22 protein-coding genes and 3 tRNA genes are annotated in these 23,971 nt (G+C 54.4%); 10 read left to right on the top strand and 15 right to left on the bottom strand.

Annotated elements, in window-relative coordinates:
* Window positions 1–77 precede the first annotated feature (77 nt).
* The 11 genes from QGH09_01080 to QGH09_01030 all read right to left on the bottom strand — a co-directional run bounded on the left by QGH09_01080 (window position 78) and on the right by QGH09_01030 (window position 8,675).
* Window positions 78–154: transfer RNA gene (locus QGH09_01080), tRNA-Asp, on the bottom strand.
* Window positions 155–350: 196 nt separating this feature from the next.
* A tRNA-Val gene (locus QGH09_01075) sits at window positions 351–425 on the bottom strand.
* Between the two features lie 74 nt (window positions 426–499).
* The gene (locus QGH09_01070; protein HJO16778.1) at window positions 500–1,015 is read right to left on the bottom strand and encodes an isoprenylcysteine carboxylmethyltransferase family protein; all 516 of its coding nucleotides are present in this window, start codon (window positions 1,013–1,015) and stop codon (window positions 500–502) included.
* A gap of 19 nt (window positions 1,016–1,034) precedes the next feature.
* Entirely contained in the window at window positions 1,035–2,057 is a 1,023-nt protein-coding gene (waaC, locus tag QGH09_01065; protein HJO16777.1) for a lipopolysaccharide heptosyltransferase I, read from the bottom strand.
* Window positions 2,057–2,542: an adenylyltransferase/cytidyltransferase family protein gene (locus QGH09_01060; protein HJO16776.1), complete on the bottom strand. Its 486-nt coding sequence runs from the start codon at window positions 2,540–2,542 to the stop codon at window positions 2,057–2,059. Before QGH09_01060 ends, waaC begins: the two co-directional genes overlap by 1 nt.
* 18 nt (window positions 2,543–2,560) lie before the next feature.
* Window positions 2,561–3,625, bottom strand: a complete 1,065-nt coding sequence (locus QGH09_01055) for a PfkB family carbohydrate kinase (GenBank protein HJO16775.1) — start codon at window positions 3,623–3,625, stop codon at window positions 2,561–2,563.
* A 9-nt stretch (window positions 3,626–3,634) separates the two neighbouring features.
* A complete protein-coding gene (locus tag QGH09_01050; GenBank protein HJO16774.1) occupies window positions 3,635–4,201 on the bottom strand; it encodes an HAD family hydrolase in 567 nt (188 codons plus the stop codon).
* Window positions 4,198–5,253, bottom strand: a complete 1,056-nt coding sequence (waaF, locus tag QGH09_01045; GenBank protein HJO16773.1) for a lipopolysaccharide heptosyltransferase II — start codon at window positions 5,251–5,253, stop codon at window positions 4,198–4,200. Before waaF ends, QGH09_01050 begins: the two co-directional genes overlap by 4 nt.
* Window positions 5,254–5,301: 48 nt before the next feature.
* The gene (locus QGH09_01040) at window positions 5,302–6,234 is read right to left on the bottom strand and encodes a lysophospholipid acyltransferase family protein (GenBank protein ID HJO16772.1); all 933 of its coding nucleotides are present in this window, start codon (window positions 6,232–6,234) and stop codon (window positions 5,302–5,304) included.
* A complete protein-coding gene (gene lpxK, locus QGH09_01035; GenBank protein ID HJO16771.1) occupies window positions 6,234–7,259 on the bottom strand; it encodes a tetraacyldisaccharide 4'-kinase in 1,026 nt (341 codons plus the stop codon). The genes QGH09_01040 and lpxK overlap by 1 nt, the downstream gene beginning before the upstream one ends.
* 18 nt (window positions 7,260–7,277) lie before the next feature.
* Window positions 7,278–8,675 carry a 3-deoxy-D-manno-octulosonic acid transferase gene (locus QGH09_01030; protein HJO16770.1) on the bottom strand — a complete coding sequence of 466 codons (1,398 nt, stop codon included), beginning with the start codon at window positions 8,673–8,675 and terminating at the stop codon, window positions 7,278–7,280.
* A gap of 133 nt (window positions 8,676–8,808) precedes the next feature.
* Between QGH09_01030 and gap the strand changes: the two genes are divergently transcribed.
* From gap to QGH09_01005, 5 genes are all read left to right on the top strand, one after another.
* Window positions 8,809–9,816: a type I glyceraldehyde-3-phosphate dehydrogenase gene (gap, locus tag QGH09_01025; protein ID HJO16769.1), complete on the top strand. Its 1,008-nt coding sequence runs from the start codon at window positions 8,809–8,811 to the stop codon at window positions 9,814–9,816.
* Between the two features lie 18 nt (window positions 9,817–9,834).
* Window positions 9,835–11,058 (top strand): phosphoglycerate kinase, encoded by a 1,224-nt coding sequence (locus QGH09_01020; protein HJO16768.1) that lies wholly within the window; start codon window positions 9,835–9,837, stop codon window positions 11,056–11,058.
* Between the two features lie 22 nt (window positions 11,059–11,080).
* Entirely contained in the window at window positions 11,081–11,848 is a 768-nt protein-coding gene (gene tpiA / locus QGH09_01015; protein ID HJO16767.1) for a triose-phosphate isomerase, read from the top strand.
* A gap of 9 nt (window positions 11,849–11,857) precedes the next feature.
* Window positions 11,858–12,238, top strand: coding sequence for a preprotein translocase subunit SecG (gene secG / locus QGH09_01010; GenBank protein ID HJO16766.1), 381 nt, complete (start codon window positions 11,858–11,860; stop codon window positions 12,236–12,238).
* 50 nt (window positions 12,239–12,288) lie between these two features.
* Window positions 12,289–12,375, top strand: a tRNA-Leu gene (locus QGH09_01005).
* 28 nt (window positions 12,376–12,403) lie between these two features.
* Here the strand turns inward: QGH09_01005 and QGH09_01000 are convergent.
* Together QGH09_01000 and QGH09_00995 are read right to left on the bottom strand one after the other, a co-directional pair.
* Window positions 12,404–13,987 (bottom strand): aryl-sulfate sulfotransferase, encoded by a 1,584-nt coding sequence (locus tag QGH09_01000; protein ID HJO16765.1) that lies wholly within the window; start codon window positions 13,985–13,987, stop codon window positions 12,404–12,406.
* 14 nt (window positions 13,988–14,001) lie between these two features.
* On the bottom strand, window positions 14,002–15,261 hold the full coding sequence (locus QGH09_00995) for a VCBS repeat-containing protein (GenBank protein ID HJO16764.1): 1,260 nt from the start codon (window positions 15,259–15,261) through the stop codon (window positions 14,002–14,004).
* Between the two features lie 365 nt (window positions 15,262–15,626).
* Between QGH09_00995 and QGH09_00990 the strand changes: the two genes are divergently transcribed.
* The 5 genes from QGH09_00990 to QGH09_00970 all read left to right on the top strand — a co-directional run bounded on the left by QGH09_00990 (window position 15,627) and on the right by QGH09_00970 (window position 21,120).
* Window positions 15,627–16,778, top strand: a complete 1,152-nt coding sequence (locus QGH09_00990) for a DUF1343 domain-containing protein (protein ID HJO16763.1) — start codon at window positions 15,627–15,629, stop codon at window positions 16,776–16,778.
* 181 nt (window positions 16,779–16,959) lie between these two features.
* Entirely contained in the window at window positions 16,960–18,495 is a 1,536-nt protein-coding gene (locus QGH09_00985; protein ID HJO16762.1) for an amidohydrolase family protein, read from the top strand.
* 37 nt (window positions 18,496–18,532) lie between these two features.
* Window positions 18,533–19,132 carry an SRPBCC domain-containing protein gene (locus QGH09_00980; GenBank protein ID HJO16761.1) on the top strand — a complete coding sequence of 200 codons (600 nt, stop codon included), beginning with the start codon at window positions 18,533–18,535 and terminating at the stop codon, window positions 19,130–19,132.
* Window positions 19,133–19,591: 459 nt separating this feature from the next.
* Window positions 19,592–19,774, top strand: a complete 183-nt coding sequence (locus tag QGH09_00975; protein HJO16760.1) for a hypothetical protein — start codon at window positions 19,592–19,594, stop codon at window positions 19,772–19,774.
* Window positions 19,771–21,120 carry an amidase gene (locus QGH09_00970; GenBank protein ID HJO16759.1) on the top strand — a complete coding sequence of 450 codons (1,350 nt, stop codon included), beginning with the start codon at window positions 19,771–19,773 and terminating at the stop codon, window positions 21,118–21,120. The genes QGH09_00975 and QGH09_00970 overlap by 4 nt, the downstream gene beginning before the upstream one ends.
* Before the next feature lie 104 nt (window positions 21,121–21,224).
* Here the strand turns inward: QGH09_00970 and QGH09_00965 are convergent, their stop codons facing one another.
* The gene (locus tag QGH09_00965; GenBank protein HJO16758.1) at window positions 21,225–22,589 is read right to left on the bottom strand and encodes a pitrilysin family protein; all 1,365 of its coding nucleotides are present in this window, start codon (window positions 22,587–22,589) and stop codon (window positions 21,225–21,227) included.
* Entirely contained in the window at window positions 22,589–23,896 is a 1,308-nt protein-coding gene (locus tag QGH09_00960; GenBank protein HJO16757.1) for a pitrilysin family protein, read from the bottom strand. Before QGH09_00960 ends, QGH09_00965 begins: the two co-directional genes overlap by 1 nt.
* Window positions 23,897–23,971: the final 75 nt, after the last annotated feature.

The following is a 23,971-nucleotide window of genomic DNA, read 5'->3' as shown; positions in this document are numbered from 1 at the left end:
CACCGAAAGACACCTCACCCGAGAACAGTGAAAAGCAGGGACCGCTGTCACTCGATCCGATACCGTTTGGAAGTAAATGGCGGGGCCGACGAGACTCGAACTCGCGACCTCCGGCGTGACAGGCCGGCGTTCTAACCAACTGAACTACGACCCCGTTAGATGTAACACAATCGATCCAGCCGAGTACTATAATGCATTTTCGCCGTTCTGCCTTACACCAACCCATTTAACCATCGTATCTCTCTCGATACCTCAAACAACGAAGCTCAAATCTGAACGCCTTGTGTGGGCTGGCTCCAGAGAACGTCACATTTACGCCATTAATTCGACCCGCGTCGATCGTCAGGTTTTGGTGGGCGGTACAGGACTTGAACCTGTGACACCCGGCGTGTAAAGCCGGTGCTCTACCACTGAGCTAACCGCCCCAGCATAGTTGTTGACTTCATCACAATCACATCATCATAGGGAAGCGCAGATAAATGCGGCCAAGTAACAATCATCACGTTGAGGCGCGCGACCAGAGAATAGCAGCAACAATCAAAAGGCCAAGAACTGCCCGGTACTCCCGATTTCGAATCGCCCGAGCCACACTAAACGATCGATGAGCGTCTGGTAGTAGGCCGGATTTGTACTGATCGTACAAAATCCCGAACTGTTCACGTAGGAAAGCCTCCTCTGTTTTAATCGCTGCCGTCAACGTCATCCCAAGATAGCCGACCACGACGGCTGCGACGAGCACTGTTCCCGTTGCAATAGCAAATCCAATTCCAAGAATTGACGAACCAACGTAAAGTGGGTGACGCAACCAGCGATATGGCCCAGAGTTCGTGACCTCACGTTTTTTCTCAAGATGTCCAGCCGCCCAAATCCGAAGTGCTTCACCAACTACAACGATCGGCGCACCGATCACCAACGTCACATAAGTTGGACGTGCCATCGCAATCGTCATGATGCCAACAATGAAACCGACCGGCACGCGTAGCCGCGCAACACGTATCAAGGCCGTGGTCTTCACGGAATCCCACTCAGGCATGCTACGAAATAGCCGACAGTCGATAATCCACGGCCTCGGCGACCGCGTCGACGGAAATGTTGCCAACACACCATCGTGTCACTCGACAGGAACGACGGTGATGGCATCGACATTCGGAGAATCGTGACACCGTGTGATCCGCAGATGCCCACGGGCCATTACGGTCAGGGTTAGTCGGACCGTAAATCCCAACGATCGGCGTTCCAAGGGCCGCGGCTATGTGAAGCGGGCCCGTGTCTCCAGACACTAGGAGGGTCGCACTTTTTAACACTGCAACCAAATCAGCAAGTGAAGTCGATCCGGTCACAATTGCTGCCCCATCAGAAGCTGCTGCAACAGATTCAGCGAGAGACTCCTCACCCGGCCCCCAGATCACTACAACTGGGAGCCCATGCTTCATACGAAGTCGCCGCGCAATCGAGCCAAACCGTTCAGGAGGCCACCGCTTATTGGGCCAAGCAGCCCCAGGATTCAAGACGGCATATTGACCAGTTCCAACATCAAGCTGACGCTGAACATCGGTACAAGCGACCGTGTCACGAACCTCAACTGGAAACTCCCAAGGCCCACGTTCCACGCCGAGTAACGACGCCAGTGAGAGGTTCAACTCGACAACATGACGCCTAGTGCTTGGAGAGCACTGCTCATCATAGAAAAACCGAGCCGCTGGCTCACGGAGGTGAGTTCTCGGAAATCCAATCACTCGGCGACCACCAGCCATCCTTGCGAGCGCAGCTGATTTCAACAGTCCCTGAGAATCCAGCACGACGTCATAGTGTTCGCGACGCAGTTCAGTAATCACCCCGCCGATACTTCGCCAAGCGGATACAGAACGGGTTCGCCAAACGATGCATCGGTTTATAACTGACACAAGGTCGAGGAACTCATGGTGACGCTCATCGACGACCCAATCGATACGCGCTGAAGGAAACCCACGCCGTAGCGCGGCAGCTAGTGGCAACGTGTGCACAATATCCCCGAGTGAACCAAGTCGGACGATCAAGATCCGGTCGACATTTGTCATTAGTCGATCTTGTCCACTCTTTGTTTGATGCGAGCCAACAGGTCCCGGGTCGAATGACCTTTCGGATCTCCGACAATGGCCGTACGGCCACCGTAAGCGAGGACAGTCTCGCGCTCCGGCACTGTCTCAACGGTGTAATCAGTTCCCTTGCAGTGTACGTCAGGTTGAATTGTCCGGAGTACGTCATTGACCGTTAAACCGGAAAAGATCACCACGGCATCGACGACAAGAAGAGCCGACACCAACTCCGCACGAGCCGATACTGGAAGAATCGGTCGACCGGCTCCCTTGATTGCAGTAACGGACGAATCGTCGTTGATAGCAACCACCAGTCGGTCGGCTTCGAGTTTAGCTCCTTGCAAGTATCGTATGTGGCCCACGTGAAGGAGATCGAAACAGCCGTTGGCGAGCGCCACTGACTCTTTATTGCGCCGAAATGTAGCGACTAGCCTCACGAGTTCATCACGACCGACAACCCGTCCCACATCACACTCCACGTTGCGTCACAACTCGGGGAGTTCGTGGTCCCGTATTACAGCTTCCCGAAGCTCCTCAACGGTGACTGTTGCAGTTCCGCGTTTCATAACAACTAAACCACTGGCATAGGTAGCTAACCGCGTCGCTTCAAACATTGAGGCACCGGCCGCCAACGCAAGCGTTAAAGTAGCAATTACGGTGTCACCGGCACCCGTAACATCAACGATTTCATCCGAACCGAAGATCGGCACGTGCGCGGTGCGCTGCTTGCGCTCAAACAGCGCCATCCCCCGACTACCGCGTGTAATTAACGTAGCCACCATTTGCAGTCGCTTCAGTACGGTTCGCCCAGCCTTCTCAAGAGCCTTCGTATCTTCCCCAATCGTAAAGCCCAACAACTGCTCGACTTCACCCTCGTTCGGCGTACACGCCGTGAAGCCCTTATAGTCTAGGAGGTGGTATCGCGAATCGATCACAATCGGGACCGGGCGACGACGCTTCGTCTTGGCAACTTGCAGCTTGATGGTCTGCGCTAACGCTGGTGTAACTAGGCCCGAGCCATAGTCAGAGAGGATCACCGCATCACAGCCTCTGACTGCACGCTGCACGGCTCGTAGGAAAACCTTGGACGTAGACGAGTCAAATACAGGTGGCGTCCTGTCAATCCGGACGACCTGCTGCTTCGCCGAGTGCACGCCGCCAGCAAAAATACGTGTCTTCGTCGGCGTCCTATAACGATGCGGGCGCACAAGACTCGAGGTCTCAACGCCGTCCTGAAAGCCAGTAAGCAGGGATTCGCCAACGGTATCCTGCCCCAACAATCCGCACAGCCAAGACTGCCCTCCGAGCGCGGCTACATTGTTCGCGGCATTACCGGCACCTCCAGCTACGATCTCGGCTGAATCGTAGTTTAAGATCAGCACCGGTGCCTCTCTTGAAACTCGCTCAATCCGACCATAGATGAATTCATCAGCGATTACGTCACCGATGATTGCCACGTGCTTATTCGCAAGACCATCAATAAGCTCAAGGAAGCGATTGGCCTGATCGTGATCGCCTGGTAAAGCCTTTACGGGAAGTCGTGGGTACATATCAGTCCCTTAGGCGATCCGCCGGAGAATCCATCCAACCGCGGTCATCAGCTCGGGAGCGATCAACGCTGCGTTAACTTTGGGCCTCGGCTTGGCAACCTCAGCCTCGCCGTAGCCCGTTCGAACGAGTACACCTAGACCACCAAAGGACTGGGCCAATTCAACATCGTGCCACCGGTCGCCAATCACAAATGACCGTTCAAGGTCGAGATGAAAGTCTCGCTGCGCTTGGCGAACCATGCCGGGAGATGGTTTTCTACATTCACACTTCTGACGATAGGCCTCAATGGACGCGTCCGGATGATGAGGACAGTAATAGAAGCGATCGATAAGTGCATTGCCCTCGCGTACGCGTCCGTCGATAAACTCGTGAGCTTCCTCGACGAAACATTCCTCGAACATGCCGCGCGCCACACCCGACTGGTTCGTCACAATGATGACCTTGAAGCCAGCACGATTGAGAAGTCTTACCGCATCAATGCTCCATGGATAGAAAACAATGCGATCAAGCCGGTCCAGATATCCAACTTCCTCGATTAACGTGCCATCACGATCGAGAAAGACGGCTGGAGTCACAAGGACGCCTCTTTTGTTTCATTTGAGTTTAAGCATCGAACGAGAGCACTGAAAACATCGTTGGTCGAGATGCCAGTCATGCAGCGATGATCGATCGGACAATCTCGTAGTAGACAGGGACGACACCGGACAGGGTGCAATAACAGTTCGCGTGGTCCTATCGGTGCCGTTACTCGCTCATCCGAAGGCCCGAACACCGCAACCACGGGCTTGGTGAGTACTGCCGCAAGATGCATCGCGCCGGTATCATTTGACACGCACGCCTCACAGTTTGCGAGTATTCCGATTAGCTCCGTAAGGTCAGTATGACCAATCAGATTGACGATCCGCCTCTCATCGGACAAACCGTGTCCAGCCTCAGTTATGAAGGATTCTATCGCACGACCAACTGGCCGGTCGTCAATACCACCAACAAACACAACCGAACAGCCCAGTTCCATCACTGATCGTCTTGCGACCTCGGCATACCGCTCAGGTAGCCACTGCTTGGCGTGCCCGTGCGCCGAACCCGGCGCCATTACCACAATCGGTCTACTAGAGGCGACTCTGTGCCGCTCGAGAAGCCTCGCGGCACGAACCCGCTGCGAGTCTGTTACAACGAGCTTGGCATTATCGTCCTCTATCGAAATCTTAAGTTTCCTCAATAACATACGATAATAGTTTGAATGATGACCTCCCTCCCGTGGTCGCTTGACGGCTCGGGTTAGTAATAACCTCCTAAAGTCAGCTGCGTAACCCCAACGCTCCACAATGCCAGCCCGGTACGTCATCCATGCCGAGCGAAATGAATTGGGAAATAAAACTGCAACGTCGTATTTTCTGCCAGCCAAAGTTGCCACGTCCGAAGCGAACCCGTCCTGCCCACCCTCAAGGGACACGACCGCGTCGAGACCTGAGAACATTCGGACAACCGGCGTCATCGCTCTAGGTAACGCCACAGCAAGATGTTGAGGAGCAAAATGGTTCCGGGCAGCGGCTACCGATGGCAGCGCCATCACAATGTCCCCGAGCCAGTTCGGCAGCACGATTAACACGCGCTTCGGATCAGTCACGATTCATCAGATGAACTACTTAATTGAGGCGCTTCTTATTCTTCTCTCTTACTTGGCCGCTGGAAACACACCGTCAGTCTCTTTAAACTCGGACTCTTCGTCCCGCCACCGCCGATGCATCCACAACCACAAACTGGGGTGTCGCCTCACGTACGTCTCAAGCACATCCGTACACCGCTGGGTGAATGCAAGCAGGGCCTCTGGAGTCTCGTTCTCGGGTGGTGGGACCATCGGCTCGTACACCAGACGATACCGTCCATCATTCAGGGGTAAGGCAAATAAGGGAATCACTGGCGCACCGGTACGCGCCGCAAAAACTGCCAGGGCGGAGGTTGTCGCAACAGTACGTTTGAAAAATTCAACGTAAACCGCGTCTCGACTTTGGACGTGCTGGTCGATAAGAATACCCACCGCACCATTCTGGCGAAGAGTTTTGAACACTCTTCGCAATGCGCCGCGACGATAGATCACCACATTGCCCGTGGAAACGCGGATGCGCTCCAGAAACTTGTGCGCGTGAGGATTGTCGAGCGCTCTCGCCATGACCGACATCGACTCAAACTTAAGGGCGTGAGCCAGCGCTTGGATTTCCCAAAATCCGAAGTGTCCAGTTAAAAACAGGATGCCCTTGCCATAAGCTTGTGCTTCCTCGACGCGCTCTGCACCTGACACCTCAATCAAGTCGAGCATCGCATTGGGCGACAGCGTTCGGAATTTTAGGAGATCAGCGGCTAATCGACCGAAATGGTGGAAAGTGGAACGAGCTAAAGCTCGACATTCAGCAGAGTTTAGGCTTGGAAAGGCTGTTTGTAAGTTTTCAATCGCTAATCGGCGATGCGAATGGTCCAACAAATAAAACGCCTGTCCAAGAGCCCGGCCAGCCCACCGGGTGAAAGACCACGGTAGTACCCCGACAACCATCGCAATGACGACGAGTGCCACGTACTCACAGCGATAACGAATCGCGCTGTGGCCGTCCATTACCCACGCAGCCGCTCACGACGAGCTGATTCCACTCGCGCCAGTAGCCAAGATCGAAACGTGCTCTCTGACACCATTTCGACAAATAGTGGCAGTGCAGCCACAGTGAATGGTAGCGGTTGGTACTGTTGTAACCGCACAAGGTCTTTCTCTGTTGTGAGAACTAGGTCCACGCGTGCGGTGTTTACCTTCCTCTCAATATCTCGAATGTCGTCTACAGAAAACGGATGGTGGTCAGAATACCGTAACTCACAAACAACCGTCACGCCCGTTGACCGCACGTCTTCGAAGAATCGTTCTGGCTGGGCGATGCCAGCCACGCACAACACCCGCGTCTCTGAAGTGAGTGTAACTCTTGGCCTGCTCGGGTCGATATCAACCGGCCCAGCCAATCGGCGAGTAAACTCAAACACAGTAGACACACCAAGACGGGCACCGGCCACCTCTGCTTCACTCCTCGTAGCGCCACTTATTAACAATGCGTGCGCTCGAACTGCCACTCCCAGCGGTTCGCGAAGTCGACCTGACGGCAGCGTTGACTGACCGTCTAACTCCCCCGCCTGCATCACTAAAATGTCAACATCCCGTTCAAGTTGCACGTGCTGAAATCCATCATCGAGAACGTGGACCGTAGCTCCAAGTCGAGCCTCTGCAAAGTGACCTGCTAAGTAACGTTCGGAGGAAACGGCGACTACCACCCTATCCAGTGCATGCGCCAGCATCATTGGCTCGTCGCCCGCTTGCCCTATGTCCGTTAGGATTCCATCGACATCACGAACCACCGTAACTCCATCTACTGCTTTTTGCCGACCGTAGCCCCGACTGAGAATAGCTGGTCGTTCACCGGCATCCCGAAGCAACGTCGCTACAAAGGCCGCGATCGGCGTCTTACCACTCCCTCCAACGGAGAGACTGCCGATGCTCACCACAGGCTGCTTCAAACGTCGGCGACGCGTCGGGGTTGCTTCGTACCACCGGCGTCTCTGTCGAGCAACTACCGCATACAGTGAATCAATTAGCTGCACACAACCTCAGACAACTTATTACCGAGTAAAACGGGAGGGGCTCGCCACCCTTACAGAGGTTTCTGAGTCTTCGGGAGGTAAAAGCTCTTGGATTACCTCAAGGCTCCGTTCCTTGGCACCGCGATTCGACTCGACAAGCGCTCGAGCAGTAGCACCGAGCCCAGCTCGACGCACTGGATCGTTAAGCAATGCCTGTAGTGTCTCTTCAAGTTCACCACCAGACTGCACTTGGCAGGCACCGTTGGCTGCCAAGAATGTTTCGGCCACCTCCTTGAAATTCTGCATCCAAGGTCCGAAAACAATCGGCTTACCAAAAATGGCAGGCTCCAAAATGTTGTGCCCCCCAACATCGACTAGACTCCCTCCCACAAAAACGACTGTCGCAATTTGGTAGAGGCGCGCAAGCTCGCCAATCGTGTCAAGGACCACGACATCGACGCGTGGCTCACTATCGATGGGAAGGTCTGTTCGGCGGGCAGCCGAGAATCCTGCTGAGTCCACCATTCGAACAACTTCGTCAAAACGCTCAGGATGTCGGGGGGCAATGATGAGAAGGGCGTCTGATGTGTCGAGCTTAATCTTGGCGAAAGCCCGCAAAACAGGCTCCTCCTCACCGCGCAGTGTACTCGCTGCAACGACCACGTGACGAAGATCGCTAATTATAAAATATCGCAACACACGGTCCTTCGTCTGAAGACTTGGTCGCGCTGCCGGGGTTTCCAGTGAGTCGAACTTCAAGGTTCCAGTTACGGTCACGCGCACGGGATCCGCGCCAAGCTCAATCAGGCGTCTCGATGATTCGTTTCCTTGCATGCAAAAACGATCGACGTGGGCCAAGACCTTACAGAACAACGGTCTGATAGCGCGGTAGCGGGGATACGACCGGGAGGAGATCCGGCCATTTACTAGAATCGTCTTAACATCGCAACGATGACACGCTCGTAACAGGTTTGGCCAAATTTCTGTTTCCATCATGATAAACAGTTTGGGCTTCACCAGCCGCAATGTCCTGTTCACGATGAAATTCAGATCGAATGGAAAGTAAAAGACGCCATCGAGTCCTTGCAGATTCTCGCGTGCCAATCGTTGACCGGTCATCGTCGTCGTCGACATGAACAACCGAAGCGACGGGTATCTTTTTCTGAGCTCTGGCAATAGTGACCGTGCGGTCAACACCTCACCAACCGAGACGGCGTGAATCCAGATGGATGATTCGGCGTCGACATTAAGAGACACCGGAAGGTATCCAAGCCGCTGCGAAAAACTGTTAACGTACTTACGGTAGCGCAGTGCCTGATAGCCAAAATACGGTGACACTGTCACGAAGAATGCGAACGTTAGCAGACTATAAATGAGGTACATCGGAGATGCCCTGCACCCGTTAATAGCCACACGCTGGCCTGTTCGGTGCAGCAACGCCATCTCTTCGACGTCGGTCGAGTATAGCTATCAGTTTGACCATTCGCAAGATCGTTAACTAGAATGCTATTTTTACGCCAGAGAAGACTGACGATCGGTAAGAATTGAGACACCTTCGAGACTGGATTACATGAGCATTCGAATTGGTATTAACGGATTTGGCCGCATTGGCCGGAACATCATGCGGGCGGCAATGGCTAGGCCAGGTATTGAGGTTGTCGCGGTTAACGACCTAACCAGTGCAGAAATGCTGGCTTACCTACTTAAGTACGACTCGGTCATGGGGAATCTGACGGCCACCGTCGAAGCTGGCAGAGGTGAGATCCGCGTAGACGGTCGGTCGTTTAAGGTTGTCTCACACCGCGACCCGGCCGATTTGCCATGGAGCGACCTAGGAGTGGATATAGTTCTGGAATCGACTGGGCTCTTCGCTAATCGTGAGGCCGCAAGCAAGCACTTCACGGGTGGGGCCAAGCGAGTCATTGTAACCGCACCGGCCAAAGGTCCCGATGTCACCGTAGTCCTCGGAGTCAACGCCGATCTCTACGACCCAACCAAACATAAGCTAATCTCAAACGCCTCCTGTACAACCAACTGTTTGGCCCCGGTCGCCAAGGTGCTCCATGAACATTTTGGACTGCAGCACGGATGGATGACGACCGTTCATTCCTATACTAATGACCAACAGTTACTGGATCTCCCTCACAAGGACTACCGGCGCGCACGTGCTGCCGGAGTTTCGATGATACCGACAACAACAGGTGCAGCGCTCGCCGTCGGTGAGGTGTTACCAGAGTTAAAGGGCCGTCTCGACGGGATATCCGTCAGGGTACCTACGCCGAACGTCTCAATCGTCGACCTCGTCGCCAACGTGAACAATAAGACGACAAGTGACGAAGTGATCAAGGCGTTTCAGGAAGCGGCCGATGGTCCACTGAAGGGTGTACTTCAGGTTTCTGAAGACGAACTCGTGTCGGTCGACTTCAAGGGCAACCCACACTCGTCAATCGTTGATGCAGCCTACACAAAGGTGATGGACGGTAACTTCATCAAGGTGCTGGCTTGGTATGACAATGAGTGGGGCTATTCCAATCGGTGCGTCGATCTCGTGCAATTCATTTCCGAAAAGGGCATCTAGATTTCTGGCCCCGCGTGAATGGCTGAGGCTACTCGTCTCCGTAAGAGAACTATTGAAGACCTCGACATCGCTGGTAGGCGGGTCTTCATCCGGGTCGATTTCAACGTTCCGATCATCGACGGAAAAATTACCGACGATACCCGGATCAGAGGATCGCTTCCGACTATTCGCTACGCGCTTTCGAGAAACGCCACTGTCATTCTCGCATCACATCTCGGACGGCCGGGAGGTCATCGGTGCGATGCTCTTACGCTGCGTCCCGTCGCCGCCCGTCTGTCTGAGCTCCTCAATAATCCCATTAAGTTCGCTGAAGAAACAATCGGGGCATCCGCGCAGAGAGTCATCGCTGATACAAAACCTGGTAACGTCGTGCTCCTCGAAAACCTTAGGTTTCACAAGGGAGAAGAAACCAACGCTCCAGAGTTTGCTGGGGCACTCGCTGACCTCGCTGACATTTACGTGAATGACGCCTTCGGTGCCGCACATCGAGCCCACGCGTCAACTGAAGGGATTACACAATATTTCAACGAAGTAGGCATTGGACTCCTAATGGCAGCTGAGCTCAATTACTTAGGGCGAGTGCTTGACGATCCAGGTCGGCCGTTCGTGGCTCTGATCGGTGGCGCGAAGGTATCTAGTAAGATTGACGTAATTCACAATCTGGTCGAACGTGCCGACACATTACTTATTGGCGGCGCCATGGCCTACACTTTCTTGAAGGAACTGGGACTTCCTGTTGGCCAGTCATTAGTCGAGAATGAACTTTTAGAAACAGCACGAAATATCATGAGTAGAGTCAAAACTCGAGATATTTCATTCGAACTCCCACTGGATCATGTCGTGACATTTAAGACTGATGGTTCGGGGGCATACGAAGTACTTGAGGTGGACAATCCAGCAATCGGCAACCGACTGGGAGTCGATATTGGACCGAAAACTGTGGAACATTATTCGAGCATCCTCGCTGGAGCAAGTACTGTGGTCTGGAATGGGCCAATGGGCATCTTTGAAACCGATGTTTTTGCTAATGGTACAAAAGGTGTTGCCACTGCCGTCGCGGCCGTCAGTGGCACCACTATCGTTGGTGGCGGTGACTCTATTGCAGCAATAGCTGAGTTGGGGATTAAAGATCACATTTCTCACATCTCGACAGGTGGCGGTGCTTCGTTAGAATTTCTCGGCGGGCGAACACTGCCCGGCGTTGCAGCCATACCGGATCGCCTAGCCGACAAGTCTGTATAGGTTTCCTTTCGCCGAGGTAACGATGCGCACTCCCCTCATAGCTGCAAACTGGAAGATGCACAAGACGGTTGACGAAGCGATGGCCTTTCTCAAGGTGTTCCGTCGCCTGACTAAAGATGTGACTGGCGTCGATATCGTGATCGCACCACCGTTCACGGCTTTGACAGCTGTCGTAGCGGCCGTCCAAGGTTCTTCAATTGCCGTCGCTGGACAGGATGTCTTTTGGGAAGCAGATGGTGCGTTCACCGGTGCGATCAGTCCAAAGCTACTCCTACAAACTGGCGCCACTCGCGTCATCATCGGCCACTCTGAACGGCGGCAGATCTTTGGGGATTCTGATGAGGCAGTCAACCGGAAGATGAGCTCTGCGCTCGACTTCGGATTAGCACCGATCCTCTGTGTCGGAGAAACACTCGAGGAGCGTGATAACGACGAAACGCTTACTGTGCTAACCCGCCAAATCTGTCGGGGTCTTGATGGTCTAGCCGGTAGGAACATCGCCCCGCTCGTTGTCGCCTATGAGCCCGTCTGGGCGATCGGTACAGGGCACCATGCCACCGCCGAGCAAGCCGGTCAGGCACATAGCCACATTCGTACAACGCTAAGGAAAAAATTTGGAAAAGGTGCGGCCGAGTCGTGTCGAATCGTATACGGTGGCAGCGTCAAGCCCGGAAATGTTAGAGATCTTGTTGCGCAGTCGGAGATTGACGGCGCGCTAGTCGGCGGTGCTAGCCTCGACCCGGAGAGCTTTTTCGAGATTGTGGAAGGTGGCCGAATTACGACAGTATAATAGGTGGCTATGTTTTATTACGCACTGTTAACCGTCTACGTGCTTGTCTGTTTACTTCTACTCCTAGTAGTGCTTTTGCAGCAGGGCAAGGGAGGCGACATCGCGAGCGCCTTCGGCGGGGGTGGTAGCCAGACTGCATTTGGCGCGAGAGGAAGTGCGACTGTTCTCTCAAAAGCAACGACTGTCCTTGGAACGCTGTTCATCGTCGGAGCGCTCGTCTTGGCGATTATTGGTCAGCAAGGGCCTGGTTCACTCCTAAGCGGCTTCGATGATCCTCAAGGGGTGCCGCTTTTACCGGCTGCTGCTACCGCAGTAGAACCGGCGGTGGCGGAGACACCAGCAGACACCGAAGCTGCCGAAGAAACGTCGGTCGATCCGCCTCAGCGGTAGTTAGATCTGAGCACGGCCTTCGGTCTGAGATTGTACCCAACCATTGAGGCGCGGAAGTGGCGGAACTGGCAGACGCACCAGCTTGAGGGGCTGGCGGTGGCAACATCGTAGGGGTTCGAATCCCCTCTTCCGCACCAATCTTGACCCTCCGTCGCCGTAATGCGTTCAAGGACTATCCTCCGCCGAACTGCTGGGTAACACGATGGGCGGTTGCGGATCGAGGGGTGTCAAGTCGCGGCCGGCGAGCGCCGGATGATCGGGAAGGATCTTTGTGGCTCGGAATACGGGGTAGGTCCAGCTAGCCGTCGGCTGGGGCCGCGATCCATCAGGCATCTTCACGTCGCCCGAGTAGGGCGTCCAGTAATCCCAGACGATCACTCCCTCTGAAGTAACTTCCAAGAATCGTCCTTGCGCACCTGACGTGATCATCGTGCGACCATTAGCTAGACGGTGAGCCCCCGAAATGAACGAGCTAAACATTGAACTCTTATCGGGCGCCGTGTAACTCCACGACAGAGTCTCTGGGCCGAAGGCCTCGGTATCTGGCACAACGAACAGGCCCTCATCGTCCGTTGGTAGCGCGAACTCGAAGACAGCAGAATAAGGGCCTTCGGACCCATTAAGGTTGTTGTTGAATACCAACAGGTGCCCCGCACCGGGCATGCCCTGGGGAATCCACCGGGGGTCATGCTGGCCAAACAATCGCTGCTGGGTGCCATCGCCCCGCCCGTATACGCGGGGATTTCCCCAGCGGTAGAGAAGATCACCTCCTCGTTCCCAACGCCCGCCAGTGTGACCGGCAGCTTCGTCGACCGTGGTGCTGTGGTCAATGATCCAGACCTCGTTATATTTCAAAATACTTAGAACGATTTGATCGAGATCGGCGTTATACGCGATGGCATTGGTGTGCATGAAGTCTGACTGCAGGTCTTTTGGCGTGGTGTCCGACGGGACGTAGCCGAGCGTCTTGAGTCGTGCAAGCTCTTCCTCGGATATCGTCGGGGGCTCTAGCTCGCCGTTAACATCAATTAGCTCGGGGTGTTCGGATGGGTCGCCGTAGTTGTCTAGAGTGTCATCGTAGTTCTGGATTGTATGGTCCCACATATGCCACTCCCATACGATCCGAGCCTCGTGGGGTGATTGGCGCTCGAACTCAACAACCATGTCTGGCCACAGCCCCGCTTCGGGAGTTAGCTCCGCCCGTCGGCCCGCTCGCCGTACTTCCTCGACGCCCTTGCGCTCCCAAGCAATGGCCAATATGTTGCCGTTGGGGAGCACCGCTACGTCGTGGTGCAAAAGATGATCCTCGTTGGCAAAGGTAAAGTTCGACACCACCTCACCATCCCAGGTGAATTCCTGGATGCGACCACCCAGTCCACCTCCACTGAACGTCGGCACCTCCGGTTCGCGTGCGCCACGGATCAGATGACCATTGTCCAACAGGTAAACCCCGCCGGACGGCGCGTAATTGCTCTTCCACGTGTGCACAACTTGACCGTCGGTATCGATGAGATAGGTCGTGTCCGACAGGAGCGGCGCGAAGTACACATATCCAGGCGACACCTGAGGCGTGTTCACCCGAACACCGCGGGGTCCACTTGCCTCCACAACTGTAGAAGCGTCCGATTCCCCATCCGTACTCGACTCAGAAACCTCCTGTCCCCCACAACTGATCATGTACATTGCAGCTACAACCACTACAAAGATCCCAATCACCGGTGTAGAACCTTTATCCTCTCGCCGTCTCATCTCGCTGAATCCCTTCACTGTTCCAAAACAAATGCTGGTTTGCTCGCCGGTAGTAAGGCAGAAGGCACCGGCATGATATTCCAAGTAAATCGGCTAAGTTTGTCCGAATATTCCAGAATGACGCTTCGGTGCCACCCGTGGTCAGCCCAAGCGTAACTCCGCACCTGACCCTGGTCGTCACTTGCCACGTAAAGTTCATCCCGGCCATTCCGGTCTAAGTCCAGAAGGATAGCTGCGTGCTCAAAGCCTGAGGATTCGGCGTCAATCAACTCCGTCGTCCAACCGTCTTCGCCTGGAAGTAACAGCCAGAGGCCGGCCTTGTAAGTCGCAGCAACTAGCTCCAGAGTGCCATCACCATCAACGTCACCAGCTGTAAGAAAGCGGCAAAGGCGATCGTTCAAAGTGGCTACTACGTTCGGCTCTGCCGATTGGGTGCCGGCATCATAGCGGCGAATTTCGATTTGCCCCCCTGAGACCGCCTCAACCGACACATAGAGTTCATCGCGCCCATCACCGTCAACATCTTCCACTAAAATCTCCTTAGCGTGACGTAAACCGAGGTCTACCACTTCCACGCGTCCTTCCCCTGCTGCCGGCGTGTATCGTACAACTTTGCCTGGCTGGGACGTGCCATCCACCGCGTTCGGAGCCGTGGCGGTTGCATAAATCTCAAGCAATCCGTCACCGTCCAAATCGCCGAGTTCAATCTCGTGCACCACCTTATTCGGTTCACGATCGAGTTCATCTATGGAAAAGCCACCTGAGCCGTCAGGCCTTACCACCGCTACAACTCCCTGATCATGCGTTGCCACGGCGATGGCAGCTGAACCATCGCCGTAAATGTCACCCACCTCGGCGTCTCGCATCCGGCTGAATGCCCCGCCAAAATCAGCTTCCCACAACGTGTTACTAGTCCCATCAGTCTTCCAGAGCTTCACGGCAGCGTTCATTCCGCCGAGAGTTAGGATACCCTCAGCCCCGTAACCGTCTCGGTAGACCATAGCTTTATGAAACACGTTGCTATCGGGATCCTCGAGGACACGATGGGTCCACTTATTTCCCTGACGCGTCAGAATTCCTAGGCGGGCTGGCAGAGGCTTTGGCGAACCATCCTCGTTTTCACCTAAAGCAGCTAACGCTAGAACGAGGGCAGCGTCCCCTCCACCAACGACTCCACCAAGGGGAGGGTCCTGCTGATTACTTCCGGCACAGGCACAGAAAAAGGAGGTTGCGACTAATAGAACGAACGGGCAACTTTCTGAGGTCCTAGTCATGTCCATAGCCGGTTCAGGGCCTAGAGCACAAGGGGTTGGATCAAGGCTCGGAGCTTCGCTAAGACGAAGCCACCCTCCACAGTCTAGTTACTGTCTTCAAACTCCACAATTAAATCCCACGAACTATCCAAGCTCTCGCCCTAACGACTCTTAGTGCCAGAATCCTGCCACGTTACTGATTGATTCAATAATCGTAATCGAGTTCTTACTAAGAATTTGCGTACTCTTCTCAACACGCGATCAGAAGTAAGTAATCCCCCCCCCCACAGGGGCTGATGTTCAAAAACTAAGAGTGGCTTTACCTCAATAGAGTCGGGCTGCATCTCATCATTTGGGTAGGTTGCACCAAGTCGTATAATGCAAGCGTGCCTGTCACGCTCGGCTTGGATTCACTCGGGGCTTCCGGCCGATTGTCCAATCAGCGCGTAGGACTAGTCAGCAACCCGGCCTCCCTCGATCGTCATTTCCAGCACGCGGCCAAGGTAGTGGTTAACTCAGGTGCAAGGCTAACCGCTCTTTTTGGTCCACAACACGGTTTCACATCGGACCGTCAAGACAATATGGTCGAGACGCCTCACGAGCACGACGAGCACCACTTGGTTCCAGTCTATTCCCTTTATAGCGAGACCCGGACTCCAACCACCGAAATGCTCAACGGGATTGACCTGATGGTCATTGACCTTCCAGACATCGGCACGCGCGTGTACACCTATGCATCGACAATGGCTAACTGTCTTCGTGCGTGCCGTGAACACGGCATCCCAGCAATCGTCACAGATCGACCGAACCCTATCGATGGTGTCACTGTCGAGGGTCCGATGCTTGAGTCTGGATGGACCTCATTTGTGGGTCAGTTCCCGATTCCGCTCCGACACGGCCTGACGATGGGAGAACTGGCTGAGCTCTTCAATTCGGAATTTGGTGTTGGCGCCGAGCTCGAGATTGTGCCAATGACTGATTGGAATCGTGCGATGTATTTTGACGATACGGGGCTGCCATGGGTAATGCCGTCGCCGAACCTCCCTACACTTGAGAGCCTCATCGTGTATCCGGGCATGGTATTACTTGAGGGAACCAATCTGTCAGAGGGACGTGGCACCACCCGTCCATTCGAATTGTTTGGTGCCCCCTGGTTACATGGCGAGCAATTAGCAATTCACCTAAACGACTTGGGACTCCCTGGTGTACGGTTCCGCCCTACGAGATTTGAGCCGACATTTCAGAAACATGCTGGTACTGCCTGTGCAGGCTGCCAGATCCACGTTGTCGACCGTCAGCGGTATTGTTCCGTCAAAACTACGTTGGCCATTCTTGATGCCTGCCGGAAAATGGCCCCTGATCAGTTTGCGTGGAAAGAGCCACCTTACGAATATGAGTATGAACGCATGCCAATCGACCTACTCTGGGGTTCTGACCGACTTCGAACATATCTCGATACAAGCAGGTCCGTGGCAGATGCCCATGCGGAAGGTTTGGACGATTTTTTGGAGATCAGGGAAAGATATCTGCTGTATTGAGTGATTTTCGGTAACAGTGCTGGCCGTTGAGCGGCATCCTTTCTGCTTTTCCAGAGTCACAGTGTGCAGCCACCTGCAAGGCCCTTATGAGCCTTTGACTCAGGCCATGTGAGACAGTACGATCCGATCCTTTCGCTTAGGACGACTCCCCCGCGGGAGTACGTCGACCGACTCTAGCGCAATGCCGAGTATTCAGAACTCGCCCTCCAAGTATCTTGCTCGCCGCTTTACAGTGGTGGCACAACTCATTGCCGCGATTCTAATCGGAAGTAGTGTTGTCAAGACCACCACACAGAATGCGGCACAAGAACCCGCCCACGGCAAAGCTGTCGAGCGACTGATGATCACCAACGCCATGGTGATTTACGGCAACGGTCGCCCTCCGTTCGGCCCGGTAGACATCGTCGTTGAAGACGGACTCATAACACGCGTCGGGACCTGGACAACTGGTAGCGCACGTATACCCGACGCTGTAATTGACGCGACCGGGAAATACGTTATGCCCGGAATCATTAACACCCACATGCACTGGCACGAATGGCGCGTACCCTCGATCCCTCAGTCGATTCAGTATGAACGCAATTTGTACCTAGCAGCAGGTGTCACAACTGTCCGCGAAGTAGGCGGGAACTTCAGAAAATCGAAAATTTGGCAAGCCGAGAGCGCTGCGAACGCAATCGTTTCACCTAGAATTTTTGTTTACGCTCGCCCCGAACTGGGCACCAATCGAACACCTGAGGAGATACGCATAGGCGTCCGTCAGGCCAAATTAGACGGTGCCGATGGTTTAAAAATTGGCGGACTTGATAGAGACCAGCTGGAGGCGCTCCTCGGTGAGGCGCATATTCAGGGACTTCGAACCGCTGCACATATCGGGGTAGAAGAAACAACAGCTGCTGATTACATAGAACTGGGAGTTGATTCAATCGAACACTTCTATGGAATTGGAGAGGTCGCAATCGATGGTATCCAAGATTTCCCAGCTGACATGAACTATAGCGATGAAACGCACAGGTTCGCCTACGCTGGTGAACTTTTTTCGCAGGCTGACCCAGAAGGATTACGTAAGGTTGTCGAATCGATGATCGAGCACAATGTCGGCTGGAGTCCAACACTGTCGATCTACGAGGCAAGCCGTGACGTTGTGCGAGCTCAAAATCTACCCTGGTATCGCGACTATTTACATCCATCCATGGAAGAGTTTTGGAGGCCAGCTCCCGATCACCACGGGTCCTACTTCGCGGGTTGGACTTCGTCCAACGAAGCTGCTTGGCGCCGTAACTACCGGATTTGGATGGACACGCTCAATCACTTCGGGCGGCGTGGCGGCCTCATCACTACAGGAGACGACGCTGGCTACATTTATTCGCTGTATGGCTTCGGACTGATCCGTGAGTTGGAACTACACGAGGAAGCGGGCTTCCACCCGCTGGAGGTTCTGAAACATGCAACTGCCAACGGTGCGCGGATGCTTGGACTCTCGGATAAACTCGGACGTGTTAGGGTTGGTTACCTTGCTGACCTACTCGTCGTGAACGGGAATCCGCTGGAAAATCTTCGTCTTCTCAATCCTTATGGCACGAGTGTGAATGTCGATGGCCGAAGCGTTCACGGCGGTGGAATCGAATGGACGATCAAGGACGGCGTGCCCTACCACGTTCCAACCCTGATGGATGAAGTGCAGCAGATGGTTGACGACGCGCGAAGCAGCAACTGACATAATGTAACGTCCGGGCACTCGTAGGAAACAGAGAATGACACGTCAACGGCCGGTCCAGGATCTCAACGACTTCGTGACAGAGCACAAAGAGCTGATTACAGCTGCGCCTGACCGCGTTCTAGCGGCTTTCTTCGATCCGATCGACCTATCAGCCTGGTGGCTCACAACTCGATCCGTGGCTGTTCCACAACCGCTCGGCGTTTATGCGGTGGAATGGAAACCTGCGGCGTTTCGGGACCCAATACTGGGTCCGCTGGGCGGCGCCTTTCACGGCACCGTGATGGAGTATCGAGCCAATAGGGAATTCTTCGTTGCTAATGCTTTCTGGCTGCCCCCAGAGGGCCCACCTCTTGGACCGATGGCGCTTCAAGTTACCTGCCGAGTTGAAGGCCCCGGTACACGTGTGCAGGTCCGTCAGAGTGGCCGTGGTATGGGTGAGCGTTGGGAGCGTTACTACAGTGTTATTGAATCGGGTTGGGTTACATCTCTCCAGTCGCTGAAGGCTTACATAGAAACTGCGCCGAAGCACGTGGTCCCACCGGTAACCAGCGCGGTTGACAAGAAACCCATGGCTCGTATTGAAGAGCTAACAACAACGTCCCGGGCAGTGAAACACGCCCGTCGACGGTCCTAGTAGCCTGACTTGACTTCGATGATGGGCGCGGACGTCATCATCATCGGTGGTGGCGTTGTCGGGTCTAGTATCGCTTACCATCTAATGATAGGCGGAACTCGCAGGAGTCACGATCCCGGTCCAGCCAGTACGGCAGCACCTCTTCCGTGCATTTCTGCGAACCCCAACTTCTAAACGGTACCCGATGGTCGTCGATCCGTCTGGTGTGCATTGGCGACATGACAATCCTCAGCACTTCGATGAACAGGACCGGTTCATCGTCGCCCACACAAAACTGGATGAACCGCCAGGGGAAAATTTTGCGTGCGACATGTCACGTTGGAAACAAGACTTTTTTCCAGCTCTACAACGTCGTCTGCCTGACCATAGTGACTATACCCACGTGGAGGGAGGGACAACGCAACGCTCTAGCTTCGGATATATTTCGGCGAACCCGACCCAGAGTGCAAGGGAGGACTAATGCGCATTGAAGCGTGGACACAGGCGATCATTGCGGACGTCAAGTTGAGGGGCCTGTCCCAACTGGTTCCGCTCTTAGGTGGACTCGTTCAGGCGACGCAGACGCTCCGGTTGGCCGATTGGAATGAATCCGCCGACCGCGACGATCAAGAGAATATTATCGTAACGAAGGAGTCAGATTGACTTCGGAACTCTACCTTCGCACGATCGCTGAACTGGCACCCCAAGTCAAAGCAGGTGCGATCTCGGCGCTAGAACTTACCGATGCTTGCCTCGAGCAAATCACCAAGCGCGAGGCTGACCTCAATGCCTTCATCGCTGTCGATAGAGACGGTGCCAGAGCTACCGCTAGTCGCGCAGACGATGAAATCGCTGCCGGCCAGTACCGTGGACCACTGCACGGTATCCCAATATCAGTCAAGGACATGGTCGCTGTTGCCGGATTGCCGACGACAGCGGCATCGAGAGTCCGGCCAACGACACCAGCTCAACATGATGCAACCATCGTTGCCAACCTTAAGGCTGCGGGTGCAGTCGTGCTCGGCAAATGCAATCTGCACGAGTTCGCGTTTGGTACAACAGGAGAAGAGTCGGCATTCGGGCCAACCCGTAATCCCCATGACACTTCGCGGTCACCCGGCGGTTCCAGCGGCGGCTCGGCGGCAGCTGTCGCGGCCGGTATGTCTTATGGATCGATCGGAACAGATACCGGAGGATCAATACGGATCCCTTCAGCAGCGTGCGGCGTTGTTGGCTTGAAACCTAGTTTTGGTGAATTGTCGTGCGATGGCGTTGTACCGCTCAGTCGGTCACTTGACCACGTGGGCCCTTTGGCACGAAGCGTGGTGGACGTCTGGCTCCTCTACCGGGCAATGGGGGGCGAACAAACTACGGTGCCACTTAAGGGCACAACAAGAAAAAAACTACGGCTTGGTGTGCCACGGCGGCATTTCATGGATCATCTTGACCCACACGTTCGTGATCAATTCAACGATGCTTTGGACCGGCTCGGCAACGCCGGTGTGGACCTTAGTGACGTTGACGTGCCCCACGCAGGAGAAATCGCAGCCGTTTACCTGCATATAGTCTTACCCGAGGGTATGACCTATCACTCCAAAACACTCAACTCTCGGCCTGAGGATTACACCCCAGGCGTTCGCCGACGTCTAGAAATGGGACACTACATACTCGCCGAAGATTACCTGAGAGCGCAGCGCGGCCGGGAAATGTTGCGACGTGAAGTGACTGAAGCGCTGTCAGGCCACGACGCCCTTGTCCTTCCCACGCTCGCCATCCCCGCTCCACCATTCGGTATCGAGTCAGTTACCGTGGGCGGTCTGACTGAGTCAGTCAGGAATCTGACCCTCCGACTCACCCAAGTGTTCAACCTCACTGGTCATCCGGCAATCTCGATCCCGAGTGGTAACACGCCCACCGGCCTTCCGTGTGGTCTTCAACTCGTCGGTCATACGAATCAGACAGTGAACTTGCTCACTGCCGCGCGATACGTTGAAGAGACCATCCGATAGGCATCGACAGCCGCGATTTACTGATCAGACTGAAGCTCACACACTTCCTAAAGTAAACCGCCAACGGGAAGACGAGAAAGTCGTTCCACTGCCCCGCAAGTGATTCACGGCAGAACAATCTTCTCAGGTGCATCGAGACCAATGCCCTGGAGTCCGTCCTTAATCACTGTTAGGTCACCAACAACTACAGTCGAAAGGTGAAGCGGGTCAAGATGCGTCTGAGTGACTCTGACGATATCCTCCGATTGAACAGCAGTAACACTCGGACTGAACTGGGTAAAGTGATCATCGGGCAAGTCGTGTAGCGCCAGTTGGGCTAACCCGCGAACAATCTGATTAGCGGTTTCGAACCCTTGCGGATATCCCCGCGTCAATGTCCGCTTGGCATGTACGATCTCAGAGTCTGTGAGTGGGCGTCCATCACGCACGGCATGCAGTTCCCCGAGCACCTCTTGAATTGCGTTTGCGGTCACATCTGTCTGAACACTTGTCTGGACCGAAAACGGCCCGGGCTCTCGGCGAAAGTCGAACGACGATTGCGCACCGTAGGTGTAACCCTTAGCTTCACGTAGATTCAGGTTGATTCGGCTGGTGAACTGGCCACCCAGCGCTGTGTTCATGACCAGGAGCGGAAAATAGTCAGGGGTATTCCTAGCAACAGCCACGTGGCCAATCCGCAATTCTGATTGTGCAGCCTGTGGACGGTCCCAGACAACGAGAGAAGCCCGCTTCGATTCACCGTGGGGTATTCGTTCTGACTGCTGACCCTCCGTATCCACTGCTTTCCAATCACCAAAAGCCTCACCAGCCATTTGTTCAAACTCCGCGTGGGTAGCATCTCCGGCTAAGATCACGATCGCCTCAGATGGGCGATAGGCTTGGGAGTGCCTCGCAACGATGTCGTCTCTGGTTAGCCTGCGGATGGCAGACTCCGTCCCAAATGGCAGATGCCCGTAGGGTTGGTCACGATACAAAACATGCGCGAATGCACGATCGGCGATAGCCGCTGGGACTTCTCTGAGCTGTGCCAAACGGTCTAAACGAAGTTTCCGAAGTCGTTCGAACGCTTCGGGCTCGAAACGCGGCTCGCCCACAAGTTCAGCTAGTAAGGACAGTGCTTTATTCGAAAAACGACGAAGCATCGTCAGGCGGAGCGTCGTCGCGTCCATTCCAACTCTGACATTGAGTTGCGTGCCTAGGCGCCCCAGCAACCGATGTAATTCAAGACCGGAGCGTTTACCACAGCCCTCATCTAGGAGTGCCGCGGTTAGAGATGTAACCCCCGCCTGGTCCATCGGATCCTCGGCTGAGCCTCCTGGAAGTAAGAGTAAACAGCTCACGACAGGTATCTTGCGGTGCTCAACGCTCCAGACGGAAAGGCCATTGGGAAGGATTACCTTGCACACTGATGGAAAAGTGAAAGAAGGATCGGGTCCGACTTCTGGCAGCTTTGAACGATCGACCCGCATTAAGACACCTCTGCGACAACCGAATCTGCTAGTGCAAGCGTGGTCGCCCCAATTGGCACAACGCTCACCGCGATCCGTTGCCGGTTCGATAGATGGTCTCGTGAGATTCTGGCGATCGTAGCACTTGTCGCATTACGGTACCGCGAGAGGTCGGTCTCAAAGTATCCTGGATCGTTCACCACAACGTTATAACCATTGAGCTGATCCGATTTACCACCAAACCCTCCGACCGTCTCCAGTTGGCATACAAAACTTGTTTCGATCTGCGTAAGACTACGATGAAGTTCATCAGTCGTCAGCTCCTCAGAACTTACCCGCTCAAGCTCGATGGAAATTACGTCGTCAATCTCGCGAAGGGTATGCCCTGGCGCGGCAGTGGCCACAATCTGAAAAACACCAGACAACTCCCGTGAAGACTGAACGACACTCACGTCCGTTGCCAATCGCAGTTCGTGTACCAGGGTTCTGTAGAGGCGTGATGCTTTGCCGTTTGACAGTACATCGGAAAGAAGATCAAGTTCCGCATCACCTGGCCCGAAGAGTTGAGGAGAATGCCAAGCAAGATAGAGCCTAGGCAGTTCGACTCGGTCTTCAATTAATAAGCGCCGCTCATCGCAAATCAGAGGTCGCTCAATTTCGACCGCCGGAGGCACTGGCCCTCCGGAAATCTCTTCAAAGTAGTGCTCAGCCATTTCAAGCACCTTATCTACTTCGACATCACCGGCGATTGTCAGCGAGGCGTTCGCCGGACCGTAAAAAGTTTTGAAGAACGAACGAACTTCGTCGAGCTCGGCAGCCTGAAGGTCTTTAATCCGGCCAATCGTCATCCAGCTATATGGATGGTCGACGGGATAGAGAGCCTCCATGGTTGCCATCCCAACCATGCCATATGGACGATTCTCATAGTTCTGCCGGCGTTCGTTAAGCACAACATCCCGCTGATTCTCAAATTTCTCGCGCGTCAAAGCCGGCAGCAAGTGGCCCATCCGGTCCGACTCCATCCAAAGAGCCAAATCGAGGGCACTCGAGGGCACAACTTCCCAGTAGTTGGTACGATCGGCGTTAGTTGAACCGTTTAGTTCAGCACCAGCTTGCTGTAACGGGAAAAAATATCCTTGGTTGGTATGCTGAGATCCCTCAAACATCAGATGCTCGAACAGATGTGCAAACCCGGTGCGCCCCGGTTGTTCGTTCTTTGAACCAACGTGATACCAAACATTCACTGCAACGATTGGACAGCCGTGGTCCTCATGGACTATCACATCGAGACCATTGGCGAGTGTGTGCTTAATGAACGGGATGTTCATAACGTCCAATCAGCGCCGCGACTCACTAGTAATGCTTCCAGATCAGGAACGACGCTTCAGGTTCGTTAATCAACG

Source organism: Vicinamibacterales bacterium, from assembly GCA_036012125.1.
Taxonomy (GTDB): domain Bacteria; phylum Acidobacteriota; class Vicinamibacteria; order Vicinamibacterales; family UBA823; genus UBA11600.
Note: the sequence above shows the minus strand (reverse complement) of the source record. Positions and strands in the feature narration are given on the sequence as shown.